Genomic DNA, 17,447 nt, shown 5'->3' on the forward strand with positions numbered 1-17,447 from the left:
CTGTATGCAGTCTTGCCGGAATTATTAACGCGACAGAGTGCTTAACCTGTGGAGGCTACCAGCAAGTCCGCGGCGTTCCTGCCGGACATGAATGCCTGGTTCGACCAGAGATAATCCCACTCCCCGAAGCGGCCGGCCAGGGCAATTCCTTGGGAGCGAACCCAGTCGCGAACGGGGTTCCGCCGCGCTTCCATGCCGAGATCGAAGACCACGTTGCCGAATGGGAGCCGCTTGTGATGGGTGAGCACGATGTCGTCGCGCGATGCGAGCTGCATCTTCTCAAGCGCTAAGATGCAGTCCTCGACGAGCTGATCCGGCGAAAGGGCAAACGTCTTTGTGCGCGAAGAATAGATCTCGAATTGTAGCGACGAGTATCCCTCGGGGGCGTTGTGTGGCGACTTGATACTCGGCGAGTAGACGCGTGAAGCGAGAATATCCTCGTCGTAGATGTAGAACCAAAGGCTCGGCGAGACGGTTGGCTTTCGAAAGCCGATCGAGATGATATCGATCGACGTTGCGAAGAGTGTCTCGGCGGCTTTTCGGATCTCATCTGGGACATCGCTCATCAGCTCGATGAGAACGGGCAGCGGAATGGTCGAGATTAGTTGATTGTAGGAGCGCGTCTCGCCGTTGCTGAAGGTGACCTCGCGTCGCTGGTTGTCGATCGCGGTCGCCCGGAAGCCACACTGCGTTTCGACGCTCTCCAGCAGTGGCGTCAGGAAGCTGCGATAGCCGCCGCGTTCCGGATAGCGCATCGTCGACACGTAGTAGGTATTTGGCGGGTTTTCGCTGACCGCGCCGAACACGACCTCGCGGAGATCGGCTCGGCGCATGCGGTTGCCGATCCAGTCCGTTCCGAGCCCCGATGCGTCAAGCGTCCAGTATTTGCGCGTATAGCGAAGCGGCCATCGCTCGGCGATCTTCTCTCCGTACTGATGCAGCAACCATTCCCGGTAGTTCGCCGGTTTGAAATCGGCAGAGGTCTGGGCGAGATGGTCAGCCAGATCGACGATCAGATCAGCCTTCTCGTCGGCTGCGAGCGGGAACATGTTGTTCTGCACCGGATGCGGCAGCCAGTAGCGTCCGTCGCGGTTCAGCGAACGCGCCTCATGGTTGAGGTATGGGGTGCGGTCGAAGACGGAACGCACTTCCGGCTCGCTTGCGAATGAGAGATGGACCGCGTTGTCGAAGGTCCAGCTTCCCTCGCTGGTGTTGAGCGTGAAGCTATCGAGCAGCCCTCCGGGACGCTCGCCGGCTTCATAAACAGGCGCGTGGATTCCGTGCTCGCGCAGTCGCGATGCTGCGGCAAGGCCGGCAATGCCACCGCCGAGTATCATGAAGCCTTCATTCGACATTGGGTTGGTGCCCCTCATCTGCGAGCAGGGATGCAACATAGGCGGAGACGCCCTCGTCCCAGGTGGGCATCTTGTTGAGACCCAGGAGATTGAGCTTGTCGTTGACCGCGGACTCGTTTTCGGAAACCGGCGCCAGGCGCTGAAAACGGGTCGGAACGAGGCGCGGAAAGAGACCGGCGCTACGTAGGATATGCCTGACGTAGTCGAAGCGGGAAACAGCGCCTGTTGCGACGCAGTTGAAGGTTCCGCCGATGCGGGCCTCCAGAAGTGCCAGGGTTTGCACGACGACGTCGTCGACGTTTGTCGGCGAGCCTGTCTGGTACGGATCGGATGCCAGTTCCGTTTTCTGGCGTGCTTCGGCAATCCGGGCGCGGACGAAATTCTTCCGATGCGTTGCGCTGCCGCCGTAGAGCCAGCCGAGACGCAGGATGAGATGCCGGCACGCCGCTTCACGAATGGCGATCTCGCCAGCCGCCTTGCTCTTGTGATGCACAGTGGTCGGCGAAAGGGGAGCGAAGTCGGAATGGGGCGCCGCGTTTTCGTCGGAACTGCGGCCGTAGCATCCCGTCGACGAGAAATGCACCAGCATCGCGCCGGCTGCCGCCTGTGCGAGCAGGCCCGGCAAGATTGCGTTTATCGAGAAGGAGGATGCGGGATTTGCTTCTGCACCCTCGACGTCGGTGTCGGCGGCACAGTTGATGATAACAGACGCCTGGGTTAGGGCGACGGTGTCCATAAGCTCGCGTGGTCGCGCGACCTCAAGCTGCTCGCGCGAGAGCGTCACGATATCTTTGTCAGCGAGGGCCAGCGCAAATCGGCTGCCGAGCATGCCGCCCGCGCCCAACAGCAGGATCCGGCTGTCCGTCATTCCACCCACCCGAAGAACTCCACGGGCCGCGTCTCCGCTTCATCGGGATCGTGCGGGATCGAGGCGATATTCAGGAGCGCGGATGCGCCGGGCGCGCAGCCCTGGAACGCGACGAAGTAGCCTGGCGGTATGGTCAGGCGGTTATAGAGGTCGGAGACATCGGGAGACAGTTGCGTATCGAACACGCATAGACCGGTCTCGTCCCTCACGGCGACGCGTATGCGGCCCGACGAGCACACGAAGTTGAGCGTCATCCGGAAGTGGCGCTTCCATCCCTTGATCTCGCCTTCGTTGACTAGCGAGAAATAGGCCTCGCCAAAACCCGCATAGCCGGGATCGGAGGCTTTCATGCCGTGCATCACGTCGCCCTTCGGTGTCGCGATACGCTTGAGAGGCGTGAGGAATGGTTCGGTCATCTCACTGTTCCAGTGACCATACTCTGCGACGATCGCGAGCAGCCGCGCTGAATTCGGCGATCTGCTCCAGTGTCACGGTGAGAGCGTCTGCTGCGTCCTTGACCACGCGACGATACCACGAGCCGGTCATGCTGACACACTCGCCGTATTGCAGGTTGGCTTCCCAGTTCAGGTCCAGCAGGGCCTTGTCGCAGTTGAGCTTGAGGAGGCTGGCTTCGTGGAAGGGTATGTTGCCCGTCGTGGTGTAGGCTTCCGCTTGGGAGCGCAGACCCCAGATCTGCCCGAGGTCGCCGATGAGGTCGACAACCGTCCGATTCTGTTCGGCGCGCGGACCGAAATTGTAGGCCTCTCCATTGTGCTTGTCGGATGTGGCCAGCGCGGCCGCGAGCGTCAGATAACCGCTCAGCGGCTCCAGCACATGCTGCCACGGTCTTGTTGCTGCGGGAGATCTTATCTCCACGGTGCGTCCATCCTGCCAGGCCCGGATGCAGTCTGCGACGATCCGGTCTGCGGCCCAGTCTCCACCGCCGATGACGTTGCCGGCTCGCGCCATTGCCAGGCGAACGGGGTGTTCCTTACCCTTGAAGAACGAATGATAGTAGGATTTTGCAATAAGCTCGGCGGCACCCTTCGAGCCCGAGTAAATGTCCTTGCCGCCGAGAGCATCGGTCTCGCGGTATCCCCACACCCACTCGACATTGTCATAGCACTTGTCGGAGGTGATGATGATCGCGGTGCAAGGCCAATCGACCGCGCGAAGGACTTCGAGCACATGGGCAGTGCCGGTGACGTTACTGGTAATCGTGTCGATCGGGTTCTGGTAGGACGTCGAGACGATTGCCTGTGCGGCGAGGTGGAAGACGAAATCCGGGCGGAAAGCCTTCACCGTTTCGCGGAGCTGCTCCAGATCGCGGATGTCACCGATGTGATGCTCGATCTGACCTGCGAGACCGGCGAGCTCAAACAGGGAGGGCTTTGTCGGTATTTCCCGCGAGTAGCCGCAGACCGTCGCTCCAAGGCTCATCAGCCAGGTGGTCAACCACGCCCCCTTGAAACCGGTATGGCCGGTAATCAGTACGCGGGCGCCGGAGAAAATATTGTTGAAGCTCACGATCGTCTCTGCAGTTTCGGGCGATATCGTCCCGCGGTTTCTGTGTCTTTGTATTGTTCCGGCGCCGGATTGGCCCGCCGACGGGATATGGAAGGCAACTGAGCGCGCCCAACGCGCGCTCCTCTTGCTTACCAGATCTTCCACGGGGCGCGTCCGCTGTCCCAGTGCTTTTCGAGCTGCGTCTTGTCTCGAAGGCTGTCCATCGGCTGCCAGAAATTCGAGTGGCGATAGATCGATAACTGACCGTCTTGCGCCAGCTTTTCCAGGGGCTCCTGCTCCCATGTCGTCTCGTCACCGGCGATCAGGGACGCTACATCGGGCGTGAGCACGAAAAATCCGCCGTTGATCCAGTTGCCGTCGCCGACCGGTTTCTCCTTGAACGAAACAACGCGATCTTCATCGAGCTTCAGCGCTCCGAAGCGTCCGGGTGGTTGCGTTCCGGTCATGGTCGCCCGCAAGCCCTGTTCCTTGTGAAATTCAATGAGGCGGGTGATGTCGATATCGCCGACACCGTCGCCATAGGTCATGCAGAAATAGGGGTCGTTCTGGACATAGGGCATGACGCGCTTCAAGCGGCCACCAGTCATCGTCAGCTCGCCGGTGTCGACAAGCGTGATGCGCCAGGGTTCGGCCTTCGCGGAGTGCGTCTCGATCCGGTTGTTCGCGAGATCGATGGTGATATCAGACATATGAACGAAGTAGTTCGAGAAATACTCCTTGATCACGTGCCCCTTGTATCCGAGGCAGATGATGAAGTCGTTGATGCCGTGCGCACTATAGATCTTCATGATGTGCCAGAGGATCGGGCGCCCGCCAATCTCCACCATGGGCTTGGGCTTCGTCGAGGTTTCTTCGGCCAGTCTGGTGCCCAGGCCCCCGGCGAGAATGACAGCCTTTGGCTTGAAGTGCATTTTCTTGTTCTCTCCGGTATAAGGCTCAGCCGAACGCGTAGGGGCGCTGTATGCCGCCGAACGTTTCGTAGGACTTCGATGAATTGTAGAGACCCGAAATGGCGTTCTCTTCCATTATCGCGGCAATGACATTGTAGTTCTTGTTCGCGGGTCTCGTGTGGGCGACGGCGATGTCGTCGATGATCGCGATCCGGCCCGGCACACGGCCACCGATCGATGACCAGAGGTGATCCAGTCCGAAGCCGCTGATCGATGCCTCGAAGGTCGGAAGGCAGAGTTGCAGGAAGTCGCGGGTAAACACCGGGCACATGAGCTCGACGAAGCTCGTGTAGCGCAGGAAGAAGTCCGGGTTCTGCGCGGTGATCGGATGCGTGACGTAGGAGGTCGGCACCAGCGACGGCTGCGCAAGGTCGAAATTGCCCATGCGGAAGATGTTGAACAGCTTGTTGATGTCGCCCCATGAGGTCATGAGGTCATCGTCGGGCATGTAGATGTTGTCGTAGTCCCGCAGAGGGCTGCCTTCGAGGAACAGCTTGTAGATGGCCGAAAACTTGCGGTCGTTCGGCTGATGCGTGAAGTATTCGCATCCGCTGATGTCGGCCGGCACTTCCTTCCCATACCAGCTGACACACAGGTCCCAGTTGCGATCGGCATCAGCAATGTTGGCTGGCCATTGCGAATGCAGCGACTGCTCGTTGGCGCGAAGAACGACCAGATTGCGTCGACGTTTCGCACCGAGCTCGCGCGGCATGGTGAATTCTGCAACGTCGGGCGAGGCGGACTGACCAAAATCGCGAGCAGATGGCATCCGGCTGCGCTCGAGCACATGCACGACGCTCGGATCGACCCGGGATCTTCCCTTCAGAAGATAGGGGCCGTCGCTGTCGATGATGCATTCATCGAACTCCGTCGTCGTCTGGCCGTAGATGTTCTTGAACCGCAATGTGTTGTCTTCGAGGCTCCAGACGCGTTCGAAACTATGGATATATCCCCCGACGATTCCATCGGGCAGGAACTTCAGCACCGGCGCGATAAGCTGACCGTTCTCCCTGGAAAATTTCCAGGTGCTGGAAAGCAGGTCGCTTTCTTCAATCTTCATTTCGATGGTTTCGTATTTCCGTGCCGCGGAGGTCAAAATTGTGTCCGATCGATTGAGGGGCGCAGCGACCGCAGACGGCTTGCACCGCCGCGGCGTCGGTGGTCATGCGAGGGGTGCGATTGGCCGGCTGAACTCGGCGCCGAAGAAATGCAGCCACATACGCTCGAGGATATAGCCATAGGCGGCAACGCCGCCCATCGCGAACTGATAGAGCAGATCGAGTGAGTCGCGAGACATCGAGGCGACACGGTCGTTTCGGACGCCGAAAATCGCGCCGTAGGAGAACGAGCCCACCATGTGTTTCTCGGCTTTTTCAGCGACGTGGTCGAGCTTGCACTGGCGCAATAGGTGCGCGGCGATGTTGGTGCCATCCGGGAGATTGCCCTGAACGATGCGGTAGACCAGTCCCATGTTGGAGGCGCCGTTGTCGGTGAATTCGAGCGGCCCCCAGTTCGTCAGCGAGAAAAGCTCGGGACGAACCTTGAGGCGGCCGGGAAGACCGAGCTCGTAGTTTTCAAGAAGCTGAAGCGGTGGAATGTTACGATCCGCGCGCCACTGCCAAGACAGCGGCTGGACGTCGTCCCAATTGCGCCAATTCTTAAGAAGCTGGATGAAATCAGGGCTATGCGTCATGGGTCACCTTGCGCGTAGACGGTGAACCCCTGATTGAAACGCACGCTCTTCATGTGATGAAGATAGGTTTCCGATTCACGACCGACATTCGGCCGTTCAATGATGCTGGTTGCCCGGGCGACAACATCGGGATCCGTGATCGGCTCCCCCTTGTTGTAGATGATGACGTCAAAATCATCAGGAATTTCGACGATCCAGTCGAGAGTTTCACTATATCGCGCGAGCACAACGCTATGCATTGCAGAATCCACATCTAGGAATTTATGTCCGGACTTCGGCCGCCGGCACGCCCGCAAAACACAGCGGGCCGTCGATGAAGATGGGGAGAAACTGAATACTTAACCTTGTGCCAGTCTGGACTTATTTAGCGTGAGCTGATCGCGCTTCCGGACCGGTCGATGGCGCCCGTTTTGCGTCTGTCAAACTCCACTATATTCCGAGACTTAAGGTCCAATGTGTCGCTGATGGACGATTTCGAGGATGACCAGTCCGCGTCGCCGCTCACCATCCGGGCATAGGCGTAGGCGACGAATCGCTCGGCGATATCGGCGGCTCCCGTATTGTAAAACAACGCAGGGCAATCCGTCCGTAGGAGCGCCGGGGCTGCCGTCGTCACGCCCGCAGTCACTGGCGTGCAGGTTCCGTTTTCTTAGCGCTTGACGGCTGGGTAAAATAAGAACAAAATAAGAACATGTGAACGGAGGTTCTTATGACGCATGCTGAGCAAGTAATCGAGCGGGCATTGGCTGTCGTTGCCGCAAGTCGTGCTGAACGCGAGCGCGATGCCGAGCGCCGCAAACGGGTGTTTGGCAAGATCGAGGTCGGTCGCCCGCTTCCGAAATTGCCCGGGCAACAGTTAGGTCTCGATCTGCATTGAGATGCGGTGACGACCGCGGTTTTGGCTGATCTTTTCATGGTTACATAACGGCTTGCTTGTATGTTCGCCCCGCGTTGCAGCGAGGACCATGATGAAATACGCAGAAGACGGTATCGGCCAGCAGTACGAAAACACTAGAGATCCGATCCAGACCTGCAAGACGCTGCAGGAAATCGTCCAAAGGCTGCAGTCCGAACAGTCATCATTGGTCGAGCGTTACGAGTGGCTGGAAGCCATGATCAATCACGTGCCCGATTTCATCTACGCGAAGGATCGAGAGGGTCGTTTCCTGTTCGCGAACAGGGCGATCGTATCGAACAACGGCTTCCGGACTGTTGACGACCTGATCGGTCTGACGGATTTCGACATTCATCCGAGCGAAGCGGCGCGCGATATCGCCGAGGTCGAGCGCCGTGTGATGGAGGAAGGCAGACCCGACCTCGGAATAGAGGAGGAGCGCCTTACCGGTGAAGGTTGGCTGATGATGTCGAGGGTGCCGCTGCGCGATCGCTCCGGCAAAGTGATCGGAATTGTCGGAGCATCAAGGGACATTTCGGCGCGCAAACGCGACGAGCGGTTGATGAAGGCTCAGGCGACCCTATTACAGTCCGTCGCACGGGGCGTTGAGCTTCCGGATTTGCTGGCGCAACTTAAATCTCTTCTGCAAGCGCTCCTTCCAACGCGGCGAGCCAATGTTTGGCTCGATACGGGGCTGTCCACCATCGCCAGAGAAAGCGAGCACGAATTCGCAATTCCGGCACGTGACGGAACACTGCACGGTTTGCTCGTTGTCGGGGCTGACGCGACCGACGATCCAGCGCTTCTGGAATTCCTGGCCGGTGTGGCGCAGACCGTCGGGATCGCAATCGATCGCCATCGCGACGCGGAACGCATTGCGTTTCTGGCGGAGCATGACGCGTTGACCGGCCTGCCCAATCGCGCATCGCTCGACCGCCGGCTACAAGCGCTCTTGGCAGCGACATCGCACCTCCCGCGTGGCGTTGCCGTCGCATTTGTCGATCTCGATCATTTCAAGCTGGTCAACGACAGTCTCGGGCATGCGGCAGGCGACGAGCTCGGTCCGGCGGGACTGGTGTCGCGTGTGGGCGGTGACGAGTTCATCGTCGTGCTGACGCCCACTCCGATCGAGTTCGACCAGCGGCTGAACGACATTCGCGAGGCGATCGCCATGCCGCTGCATCTGTGCGGCATGGAACTGCGAGTGACGTCGAGTATAGGCTTTGCGTGTTCCATAGAGCACGGACTGACCGCAGCCGAGCTTTTTGCCAACGCCGACATGGCGCTCTATAGGGTGAAGGCGAACGGTCGCAATGGCGTTCATCTCTTCTCGCCGGCCTTGGCCGAGGAGGGGCCACAAGCTTGCGCGCATAGAAGAGCTTCGTCGCGCAATCGAACTGGATGAGTTCGTGCTCCATTACCAGCCGCAACGGCAGATGCAGACCGGAAAGGTCATCGGCGTCGAGGCGCTTGTCCGTTGGCAACATCCGGCGAAAGGACTGGTCGCGCCCGGCGACTTCATCCCCCTTGCTGAGGAGACAGGTCTAATTCTCGCAATCGGCGAGATGGTGCTGCGCAAAGCGTGCGCGCAAGCCAGGGCGTGGCAGAACGCTGGACTTGCGCCGATCAGGATCGCAGTGAACATGTCGGCCAGACAGTTTCACGAGCCGGCATTGGCCAGCCAGGTTGCCGCTGCACTCGCGGCAGCGCGCCTTGATCCCCAATGGCTTGAGATAGAGGTGACCGAAAGCCTGATCATGCAGGACGTCGAGGGCGCCATTGAGCGCATGCAGGACCTGAAGGAACTCGGCATCACCCTGTCGATCGATGATTTCGGCACCGGCTATTCGAGCCTGAGCATGTTGAAGCGGTTCCCGTTGTCACGATTGAAGATCGATCGATCCTTCATCGCCGATATTCCGGCCGATCCCGGCGATATGGCGATCACCAGCGCTATTCTTGCCCTTGCGAAGCTGCTCGGCCTTGAAGTCGTGGCGGAGGGTGTCGAAACCGCGGATCAGGCCGATTTTCTGACACAGGCAGGGTGCGACTTTCTGCAGGGCTATCTGTTCTCTCGACCGCTTCCGGCACACGAAATGGATGCCTTTTTGCTTGGTCGGTGAATTGGTGAGGAGAATAGCCCGCCACGAGTGGCAGCGGGCCTCGTCTTGTGCGCGATACGGCAAGACGGGGGAAGAGCCGTCTGAGGCCGGTCCAGAATCAATTTCTTCACATTCCCGGGCGCGATAGCACGGCTCTCCCGGAATGCGGGTACCCAATTCGGCGTACCGGAAACGGCTGTGCTTCAGTGTTGCCGCCGCTTGCCTCTCTGGACGGTGACGACTTCATTATTGAGAAGAATGAGAAAGTGACTTTCATCAAGACGGCTGACGATCTCGCCCTGCTCGGTCATATAGTCCGTCTTCGGCTCGACGGTTTGACGACTGGCGATGCGCATCTGCTCGATAATCACGTATGATTTTCCCGCATTGCTCTCGCAATAAAACCGGCGCTTGTCTTTGTAATGTGACATTGCCTCACCTCCGTGCCGGCGCCTATCATTTGCTTTGTGGCCGCGAATGCAAGCTCGTTAGATTAGGTACTTCTGTTAGCCCTTCGTGTGACTTGCATTACGGCGATCGTCATAGCCGGTCCGGCTTGTCGATTGTAAATCTCGGTTGGACATCGGTTCAGATGTTGCAGCGAAGGCCGAAGTCAACGTGGACGGCGCGAATCCGCTGTCTCAGGTTCCGTTTTGCTGGACCTTCAAGCCATCCATCAGCAGGCCGATGAGGCGATCGGAGCGCTCCCGCCATTCGGGCGAGGAGGGCAGAGAATAGATGCTGGACAGGGCGTGCAGCAGGTCCGTCGTATCGATGTCTCTTCGAATGAACCCTTGCTCGGCCGCCGCCGTCAGCAGGCTGTCGGCTGCGGTGCGCAGAACGCCGCTACCCTCGGCAAAAAGGGACGCGTTCGACGCTACGAGGATCTTGAGGCTGTTTGCCATGCCACGCTTGGCGGCGATGTAGTCGACAAACCGGCGCATCCACTCCTCGAGCGCGACGTCCGGTCTCTTGTCCGCGGCCAGCTCCTGCGCTGCCGCCGCGAGGCTCTCCAGCTCGCGGCGATAGACCACTTCGACGAGATGCTCGCGCGTCGGAAAATGCCGATAGAGCGTGCCGATGCCGACCCCCGCCCGGCGGGCGATGTCCTCGAGTGAAGCTTCCACGCCGCTATCCGCGAAAGCAGCCGCAGCGGTCTCGACGAGCTTTTCGCGGTTGCGCCGCGCGTCCGCGCGCAACGGTGCTGCACCTCCTGCTTCCGGCCGGGCTGACGGCAAAACAAGCTCCAAACGCATTCGGCCCTTGACGCAAAGCGACAAGTGACTAGATTAAACGGAGGCGCCTCCGTTTACGCGGCGCCTACCATTTCTTAATCCAGGCGGAGAAAAATGTCATGTCGAAACGCGGCCCGAAAGCGCACCCGTGGCATCAGATAGCGCACATGGCCCGGATGACCACCTTTCAACACCCCAGTATCCATTCTCGTGACGACGGCAGGAGCTCAATTCATGACACGATCCGTCCATCTCTCTCTCGACATCAACACGCGACGGCACGAACTCGCCGTCGAGCCGCGGGTCACCCTGCTCGATGCCCTACGTGAAGAACTTGGCCTGACGGGCACCAAGAAGGGCTGCGATCAGGGACAATGCGGAGCCTGCACCGTTCACATCGACGGTAAGCGTGTACTCGCCTGCCTGACGCTGGCGGCGCAGGCCGAGGGCAAAGCCATTACGACAATTGAAGGTCTTTCAACGACCAGCGGCGATCTTCATCCGGTACAGCAGGCTTTCCTCGATCATGATGCCTTTCAATGCGGCTACTGCACGCCCGGCCAGATCATGTCGGCCGTAGCCTGCATCCGCGAAGGACGCGCGGGCTCGGAGGACGAGATCCGCGAATATATGGCCGGCAATCTCTGTCGGTGCGGAGCCTACAACCACATCGTCGCGGCGGTGCGCGACGCTGCGGAGGCGGCGCGATGAAGGACTTCGATTACATCAGGGCCGCGTCGCTCGAAGACGCTTGCCAGCGCGCCATGCAATCCGGCGCGATGTTCCTCGCCGGCGGCACGACGCTCCTTGATCTCGCCAAGTGCGGAGTCGCCGAGCCGGAGGTCGTTGTCGACATCAGCCACGTCGCAGGCCTGTCGCAGATATCGGCCGATGGAAACGGCGTCACGATCGGCGCGCTCGCGCGGATGGAGGACGTTGCCGGCAGCCCGGGCATCAAGGCGGACTATCCGGCGGTTGCGCAGTCCCTCTCCCTGGCGGCATCACCGCAGTTGCGCAACATGGCGACGATCGGCGGCAACCTCCTGCAGAGGACACGCTGTCCCTACTTCCGGGATCCCGGCACCTTCGACGCCTGCAACAAACGAAACCCGGGCTCCGGCTGTGCGGCGATCGGCGGCGTCACGCGCAATCATGCCGTGCTCGGGACAAGCTCGGCCTGCATCGCATCCTACCCGGGAGATCTTGCCGTCGCTCTGGTCGCGCTCGACGCGACGATCAGCCTCGGTGAACGCACGGTGAGCGCTGAAGACTTCTTCCTACTCCCCGGCGATACCCCAGAGCGCGAAACGATACTTGAGCGGGGCGAGATGGTGACAGCCGTCTTTATCCCGTCGTCGCCGGTCGCCAAGAACTCGACCTATCTCAAGATCCGTGACCGGCAGTCCTATGAATTCGCCGCGGCAAGCGCTGCCGTTGGATTGGAACTGGAGGCGGATCGCAGGACCATCAAGGACATCCGCGTTGTCCTCGGCGGTGTTGCCACCAAGCCCTGGCACGCGCGTTCTGTTGAAAAGGCGCTGACCGGGAAAGCAATCGACATTGCTACAGTCGAGACGGCGAGCCGTCTTGCGGTGGAGGGCGCGGTCTCTTCCGGCGGCAATCAGTACAAGATCGAATTGGCACCACGCGTCGTGACGCGTGCCATTCTGACGATGGGAGGTCTCCTATGACCATCATGGAACCACGCGGCAAGCGTGGGGACGCTTCCGACGGCACGATCGGCGGTCGTCTGTCGCGCTTTGACGGAAAGCTCAAGATCACCGGTGGAGCGACCTACGCATTGGAACAGCCGGTTGAAGGGCTGGCATATGCCGTTCTGGTGCAAAGCCGCATCGCGGCAGGACGCATTACCGGTATCGACATCGGCAAGGCGCAGGGGGCACCCGGTGTGCTCATGGTCGTGACGCCAGACGTCGACCTCGGCTTGACGGTCGCGTCCGACTGGTACGGAAACCGGCCGGACAACCAACCGTTCCGGCCTCTGTCGCGTGAAATCACCTTCAACGGTCAGGCGGTCGCGGCGGTCGTGGCGGAAACGCTTGAACAGGCGACGGAGGCGGCAAGGCTTGTTGAGATAAGTTATGACGCGGGCGCAGCGATCGTCGATCTCGATGACCCGAACGCCGGTGAAGCCAAGCCGCTTGATGCGCTTTCGGTACGCTGGGGCGATGCCGAGACGGCGCTTGCCGAGGCCGCAGTACGTGTTGAAGGACAATATCGAACGCCGCGCGAATATCACGTGGCGATCGAGCCGCATGGCCTGACCGCGAAATGGGAAGGCGACCAGCTGACCGTTTGGGAGCCGAGCCAGTGGACCCACGGCATGGCCCGGACCTATGCCGAATGGTACGGATTGCCTGTCGAGAACGTGCGGATCGTCTCTCCATTCATCGGCGGCGGCTTCGGCTCCAAGGCGACAGCCTACACCTACGGGGCTGTCGCAACGGCGGCGGCCCGCATGCTCGGCCGGCCGGTCAAGCTTGCTGTGGCGCGCTCGCAAAGCTTTACGGCATTCGGCGGCCGCGCCGCGACGCGCCAAACGATCGCTCTTGGCGCCGATGCCGATGGCAAGCTGCAATCGATCGTCCAATCGGGGGTGAGCGAGACCGCGACCTATGCGGACTTTCCGGAGCAGACGAATGCAGCCACGCCGCTGATGTATGCCGTCGAGAACTTCAGCGCGAAGCATGGGTTGGTTGCGGTCAACACCGTCGTCCCGGGCGCGCTTCGCGCCCCCGGCAAGAATCCAAGCACCTTCGGGCTCGAATGCGCGATGGATGAACTCGCCTATGCGACCGGCGTCGATCCAGTCGAGCTTCGGCTTCGCAATTACGCAGAGCGCGATCCGCAATCCGGCAAACCCTGGTCGACGCGTCGGCTGCGGGAGGCGCTTGCCCAGGGAGGCGAAGCCTTCGGATGGCCGCGGCGCAGCTTTGCACCGCGTTCGATGCGGGATGGCCGGCGCCTGATCGGGTGGGGTGTGGCCTGCGGCACGTTCCCTGTTCTGCGAGCCTCCAGCGAGGCGTTGATCCGGATCCTCGCGGATGGCACGGTCGATGTGGTCAGTGGTGCCATCGATATGGGGCAGGGTACCTACACCATCCTCGCCCAGACGGCAGCCGAAGTGCTCGGAATACCGGTGGACCAGGTGAACGTACATCTCGGTGACTCGTCACTGCCGGGGGCAACCGTTGCTGGCGGCTCGATGCTGGCCGGTGCGATCACTGGCGCGGTTCATAAGGCGGCATCGGCGGCGCGTGACGAGCTTGTACAGCTTGCGCTCAATGATGGCGCGTCGCCGTTTCGCGATACGGGTGCGAATACGCTCGTCGTCGCCGAAGGGCGCCTCTCCATACCGCGCGATGGTGGCCTGTCACTTTCAATCGCGGAACTGATGACGGCGCTCGGTCGCGACAATCTCGAAGTACGGCGCAACACGCTGCCGGAGGGGGAACAGGGTCCCGAAAGCCATCGCAAGGCATGGACGACGATGGGCAGCATCCAGGGGCCCACGGCAGGCGAGTACTCCATGTACAGCTGGTGCGCGCACTTCGTTGAAGTGCAGGTGGACGAGGACTTCGGAACGGTCCGCGTTGCCCGCGTCGTTTCGGCCTTCGATTGTGGGAGGATCTACAATCCGAAACTCGCCGAAAGCCAATGGCGCGGCGGGATCATCATGGGGATCGGGCAGGCGCTGCTCGAAGAAGGGATCGTCGACCGCCGCAACGGCCGCGTCATGAACAACAATCTCGGTGACTATCTCGTCGCAACGAACGCCGATATTCCGCCAATCGAGGTGATTTCGGTTGGCATTCCCGACGCCCACGCCTCCGTGCTCGGCGGAAAGGGTGTCGGTGAAGTCGGTATCGTGGGTGTCGCGCCGGCCATTGCCAACGCCGTTTTCCACGCAACCGGAAAGCGGGTTCGGGATCTGCCGATCACCCTGGAGAAGCTGCTCTAATGTGTTGGGCGCCCGTGACCCTCGCGGGCGCCCTGCCGATCAAGGTTTGAAGATGACAGGACGGGCGTTCTGGAACGTCGGGCGGCCGCGCCGACATCCCCAGAGCGGACGTGCGTTCTGTCGGACGGCATCCTCAGGTGTATGGCAGTCGAGAAGGATAATGTCAGCGCTCTGGCCCGGCCGGATGCCATGCGGCTTGTTCATCAGGCGGGCGGCTGACGACCCGATCATGTCGAAAGCGAGCCGCAAGTCGGCTGCGCGCGAGATCTGCAGAACATTGGCGTAGAGGTTCGCCATGCGGATCAGCGAGGCGTCGCCATAAGGCGTGAACGGGTTCAGAATGTTGTTGCTGGCGATCGAGGTGACGACGCCGTGATGGGCAAGCACGTGTGCCGGTGCCACGCCGCGCGGCACCAGCCGATCATGATCTCTGCCGTTCAGGAAAAGGTCCGTCGACGGCAGAACCGTGACTGCAATTCCGGCTTCAGCCAACCGCTTGGCCAGCGCAACCACGTCGTCGGGCGCAAGCGCGGATAAGCTCGTCATATGCCCAAGAGAGATACGCCCTTGCCAACCACGAGCGATCGTCTCTTCAATGACGGCCGAAAGATTGCTTCTCTCGGGAGAAAGGTCGAAGTCGAGATGGAAGTCCACGGTGACGTCGTGCTTTTCCGCGAGATCGAAGATCATTGCGATATGCCCGCGCGGATCGCGATCGATATATGGCGCACCTCCAACGAGGTCGGCGCCATCGGATAGAGCATGATCGATCATCGCTAGCGTTTCCGGCTCGTTGGTCAGGCCGTCCTGCGCGAAGGCGCAGATCTCGATATCGATCGCAAACGCATAGTCCTGGCCGATGCGCTTGATGGCATCAAAGGACCGCAGCCCAGCACGTGGGTCGATTTCAACGAATGTCCGCATTCGCATCGTACCGTTGGCAATCGCCTTTTCGACGACATCAGCGGCGCGATCATAGACGTCCTGCTCCGAAAACCCCGCCTTCGCCCGTGCCGTTTCCTGCACCGCTTCCGTCAGCGTGCCGTGACAAATCGTGCAGCGGCCGAGAATGCCTGCTTTGTCGAGATGGATATGGCTCTCGACCAGCCCGCCGCAGGCAAGTGCACCTTGCGCATCCAAGGTTTCGATGGCTTCGCAGCGAAAGTTCGTCTCGACGGAGGCAATCGTGCCTTCACGGATCGCAATGTCGAAAAGCCGATCACTGCCGTCGAGGCGGGCGTTGCGGATAAGGAGGTCGACGCCGTGCTCGTTCATTCAGATGCCGATTGCTCCGCCATCACTCCGGGGGTCATGCGCGCCATCGATCATGCCATCGGCTCCGATGCGAATGATGCCGGCCTGGCCAGCCAATTGACTGAGCGCATCGATGATCGCCACTTCGTGACCAAGGGAGGCGAGACTGGCAGCAACGGCCTCTCCCACATTCTTCTCGATCTTCAGGCTGTCGCGACTGTCGGAGAACGTTCGCCCGAGCAGGAAACGCGGATGCGACAAGGCTTCGAGCGGGTCGAAATCGTGGTCCAGCAGCAGACTGAGCAGCAGTGCCAAAGTTTGCGGTTGGCCGTCGGCGCCCTGTGTACCGTAGAGGAGATGCGGACGCCCGTCCTTGAGCGCGATGCCCGGGTTCAGCGTATAGAAGGGGCGCTTGCCGGGTTGAAGACAGTTGGGACTTGCCGGGTCAAGGCTGAAGGCAGCACCCCGGTTCTGCCAGAGGATACCGGTGTCGCCGACAACGACGCCGCTACCCCAGTCATAGTAAATGCTCTGCAGCATTGCCACGCTGCGGCCTTCGCGGTCCGTTGCCGCTAGGAAGGCGGTGTCGGCACGCGAAAGCGGCTGCGGCCAGGCCAGGGCGCTATCAGGATCGATGGCTCGTGCCTTGTTGTCGAGATGAGCAGCCGAGAGCAACGTTGCGACATCGATCTGCATCGAAGCGGGGTCTGCAATGGCTGGCCGGTCCATGAAGGCCTGTTTTACAGCTTCGACCAGATGATGATAAAAATCGGCGCTGCGCGGATCGAAGTTCTTCATCCCGACGCGAGCAAGGACACCCATGATCGAGAGGGTTGTGATCCCTTGTGTCGGCGGCGGCGGCGCCAATAGCGTCACGTCTCGATAATCGAGGGCGAGTGGCTGCTCGACGTGCGTGGCGGTGGCCGCCAGATCTTCGAGCGTCAGCGGAGATCCAACGGCTGCGAACCCTTTGGCAAGGCGTCTCGCCAGATTTCCTTCATAAAATGCGCGTGCGCCCTGATCCGCTATCTCACGGAGCGTGCGGGCGAGATCGGGTTGACGTTGTATCCCATGGCCGACGAAAGCCTCAGCAAAACCGGGCCAACTGTCACGCTCCCCGTTTCGGAACTGATGCCAGAACGCCTGCGATGGACTGATCGGAAACCCTTCATCGGCAAGAAGGATCGCGTCCTCCAACAGCGCTGCAAGGCTCTTTTGTCCGTGCCAGTTCCGCGCGGAGTAGTTTAGCACCTCCTGCCAGCTGTCGACGAGACATGCCGTCGTTAGCATAGACTGCGGGCCGCGTGTCGGGATCGAGGCCAAGCCGGCGGTGGCGGCGCGCGCCGCCTGCCCGATCCCAAGGAAGGCCTTTGTATTGCCGGAGCGGTCGGCAACCAGCCAGACAGCGTCGCCGCCAAGGCCGCAAAAGTGCGGATAGACGACGCTTAGCGCCGCGCCCGCCGCGACGATGGCTTCAATCGCGTTGCCGCCCGCCTCAAGTACCTTGGCGCCGGCGCGCGCTGAGAGCCAATGCGGGGAGGTGACCATGCCTGACCCCGCGATTGCCGCGGAGGATGGGGTTTGTG

General features: G+C 60.7%; 18 protein-coding genes. 6 read left to right on the forward strand and 12 right to left on the reverse strand.

Going from position 1 to position 17,447, the window contains the following annotated elements:
* Window positions 1-41: 41 nt before the first annotated feature.
* The 8 genes from FZ934_RS27240 to FZ934_RS27275 all read right to left on the reverse strand — a co-directional run bounded on the left by FZ934_RS27240 (window position 42) and on the right by FZ934_RS27275 (window position 6,632).
* A complete protein-coding gene (locus tag FZ934_RS27240) occupies window positions 42-1,355 on the reverse strand; it encodes a protoporphyrinogen/coproporphyrinogen oxidase (protein ID WP_153273875.1) in 1,314 nt (437 codons plus the stop codon).
* On the reverse strand, window positions 1,345-2,223 hold the full coding sequence (locus tag FZ934_RS27245; protein ID WP_153273876.1) for an SDR family oxidoreductase: 879 nt from the start codon (window positions 2,221-2,223) through the stop codon (window positions 1,345-1,347). The genes FZ934_RS27240 and FZ934_RS27245 overlap by 11 nt, the downstream gene beginning before the upstream one ends.
* A complete protein-coding gene (locus FZ934_RS27250; RefSeq protein ID WP_153273877.1) occupies window positions 2,220-2,639 on the reverse strand; it encodes a dTDP-4-dehydrorhamnose 3,5-epimerase in 420 nt (139 codons plus the stop codon). The genes FZ934_RS27245 and FZ934_RS27250 overlap by 4 nt, the downstream gene beginning before the upstream one ends.
* A 1-nt stretch (window position 2,640) precedes the next feature.
* Entirely contained in the window at window positions 2,641-3,750 is a 1,110-nt protein-coding gene (gene rfbG / locus FZ934_RS27255) for a CDP-glucose 4,6-dehydratase (RefSeq protein WP_153273878.1), read from the reverse strand.
* A 128-nt stretch (window positions 3,751-3,878) separates the two neighbouring features.
* Entirely contained in the window at window positions 3,879-4,661 is a 783-nt protein-coding gene (gene rfbF / locus FZ934_RS27260; protein WP_153273879.1) for a glucose-1-phosphate cytidylyltransferase, read from the reverse strand.
* A gap of 25 nt (window positions 4,662-4,686) precedes the next feature.
* Complete coding sequence (locus tag FZ934_RS27265; protein ID WP_153273880.1) at window positions 4,687-5,760, reverse strand: hypothetical protein; 1,074 nt, start codon at window positions 5,758-5,760, stop codon at window positions 4,687-4,689.
* Window positions 5,761-5,862: 102 nt separating this feature from the next.
* On the reverse strand, window positions 5,863-6,393 hold the full coding sequence (locus tag FZ934_RS27270) for a hypothetical protein (protein WP_153273881.1): 531 nt from the start codon (window positions 6,391-6,393) through the stop codon (window positions 5,863-5,865).
* A complete protein-coding gene (locus tag FZ934_RS27275; protein WP_153273882.1) occupies window positions 6,390-6,632 on the reverse strand; it encodes a hypothetical protein in 243 nt (80 codons plus the stop codon). The genes FZ934_RS27270 and FZ934_RS27275 overlap by 4 nt, the downstream gene beginning before the upstream one ends.
* A 470-nt stretch (window positions 6,633-7,102) precedes the next feature.
* Between FZ934_RS27275 and FZ934_RS27925 the strand changes: the two genes are divergently transcribed.
* From FZ934_RS27925 to FZ934_RS28365, 3 genes are all read left to right on the forward strand, one after another.
* Complete coding sequence (locus FZ934_RS27925) at window positions 7,103-7,270, forward strand: hypothetical protein (protein ID WP_194273845.1); 168 nt, start codon at window positions 7,103-7,105, stop codon at window positions 7,268-7,270.
* Window positions 7,271-7,358: 88 nt separating this feature from the next.
* A complete protein-coding gene (locus FZ934_RS28360) occupies window positions 7,359-8,693 on the forward strand; it encodes a GGDEF domain-containing protein (protein WP_246737970.1) in 1,335 nt (444 codons plus the stop codon).
* A gap of 4 nt (window positions 8,694-8,697) precedes the next feature.
* Window positions 8,698-9,411 (forward strand): putative bifunctional diguanylate cyclase/phosphodiesterase, encoded by a 714-nt coding sequence (locus FZ934_RS28365; RefSeq protein WP_246737971.1) that lies wholly within the window; start codon window positions 8,698-8,700, stop codon window positions 9,409-9,411.
* A 182-nt stretch (window positions 9,412-9,593) separates the two neighbouring features.
* Here FZ934_RS28365 and FZ934_RS27285 read toward each other — a convergent pair whose 3' ends face one another.
* Together FZ934_RS27285 and FZ934_RS27290 are read right to left on the reverse strand one after the other, a co-directional pair.
* Window positions 9,594-9,821 carry a hypothetical protein gene (locus tag FZ934_RS27285; protein WP_113364887.1) on the reverse strand — a complete coding sequence of 76 codons (228 nt, stop codon included), beginning with the start codon at window positions 9,819-9,821 and terminating at the stop codon, window positions 9,594-9,596.
* A gap of 210 nt (window positions 9,822-10,031) precedes the next feature.
* Window positions 10,032-10,646, reverse strand: a complete 615-nt coding sequence (locus tag FZ934_RS27290; RefSeq protein WP_153273883.1) for a TetR/AcrR family transcriptional regulator — start codon at window positions 10,644-10,646, stop codon at window positions 10,032-10,034.
* Between the two features lie 213 nt (window positions 10,647-10,859).
* On the opposite strand from FZ934_RS27290, the gene FZ934_RS27295 reads away from it, so the two are divergent.
* Genes FZ934_RS27295 through FZ934_RS27305 form a run of 3 tightly spaced genes read left to right on the forward strand, consistent with a single transcriptional unit; the run spans window position 10,860 to window position 14,607 of the window.
* Complete coding sequence (locus FZ934_RS27295) at window positions 10,860-11,336, forward strand: (2Fe-2S)-binding protein (protein ID WP_153273884.1); 477 nt, start codon at window positions 10,860-10,862, stop codon at window positions 11,334-11,336.
* Entirely contained in the window at window positions 11,333-12,316 is a 984-nt protein-coding gene (locus FZ934_RS27300) for an FAD binding domain-containing protein (RefSeq protein WP_153273885.1), read from the forward strand. The genes FZ934_RS27295 and FZ934_RS27300 overlap by 4 nt, the downstream gene beginning before the upstream one ends.
* Window positions 12,313-14,607 (forward strand): xanthine dehydrogenase family protein molybdopterin-binding subunit, encoded by a 2,295-nt coding sequence (locus FZ934_RS27305; RefSeq protein WP_153273886.1) that lies wholly within the window; start codon window positions 12,313-12,315, stop codon window positions 14,605-14,607. Before FZ934_RS27300 ends, FZ934_RS27305 begins: the two co-directional genes overlap by 4 nt.
* A 39-nt stretch (window positions 14,608-14,646) precedes the next feature.
* On the opposite strand, the gene FZ934_RS27310 is transcribed toward FZ934_RS27305, so the two are convergent.
* Together FZ934_RS27310 and FZ934_RS27315 are read right to left on the reverse strand one after the other, a co-directional pair.
* Window positions 14,647-15,882 carry an amidohydrolase family protein gene (locus tag FZ934_RS27310; RefSeq protein WP_153273887.1) on the reverse strand — a complete coding sequence of 412 codons (1,236 nt, stop codon included), beginning with the start codon at window positions 15,880-15,882 and terminating at the stop codon, window positions 14,647-14,649.
* The gene (locus tag FZ934_RS27315; RefSeq protein WP_153273888.1) at window positions 15,883-17,409 is read right to left on the reverse strand and encodes a gamma-glutamyltransferase family protein; all 1,527 of its coding nucleotides are present in this window, start codon (window positions 17,407-17,409) and stop codon (window positions 15,883-15,885) included.
* Window positions 17,410-17,447: the final 38 nt, after the last annotated feature.

This window comes from Rhizobium grahamii, from assembly GCF_009498215.1.
Taxonomy (GTDB): domain Bacteria; phylum Pseudomonadota; class Alphaproteobacteria; order Rhizobiales; family Rhizobiaceae; genus Rhizobium; species Rhizobium grahamii_A.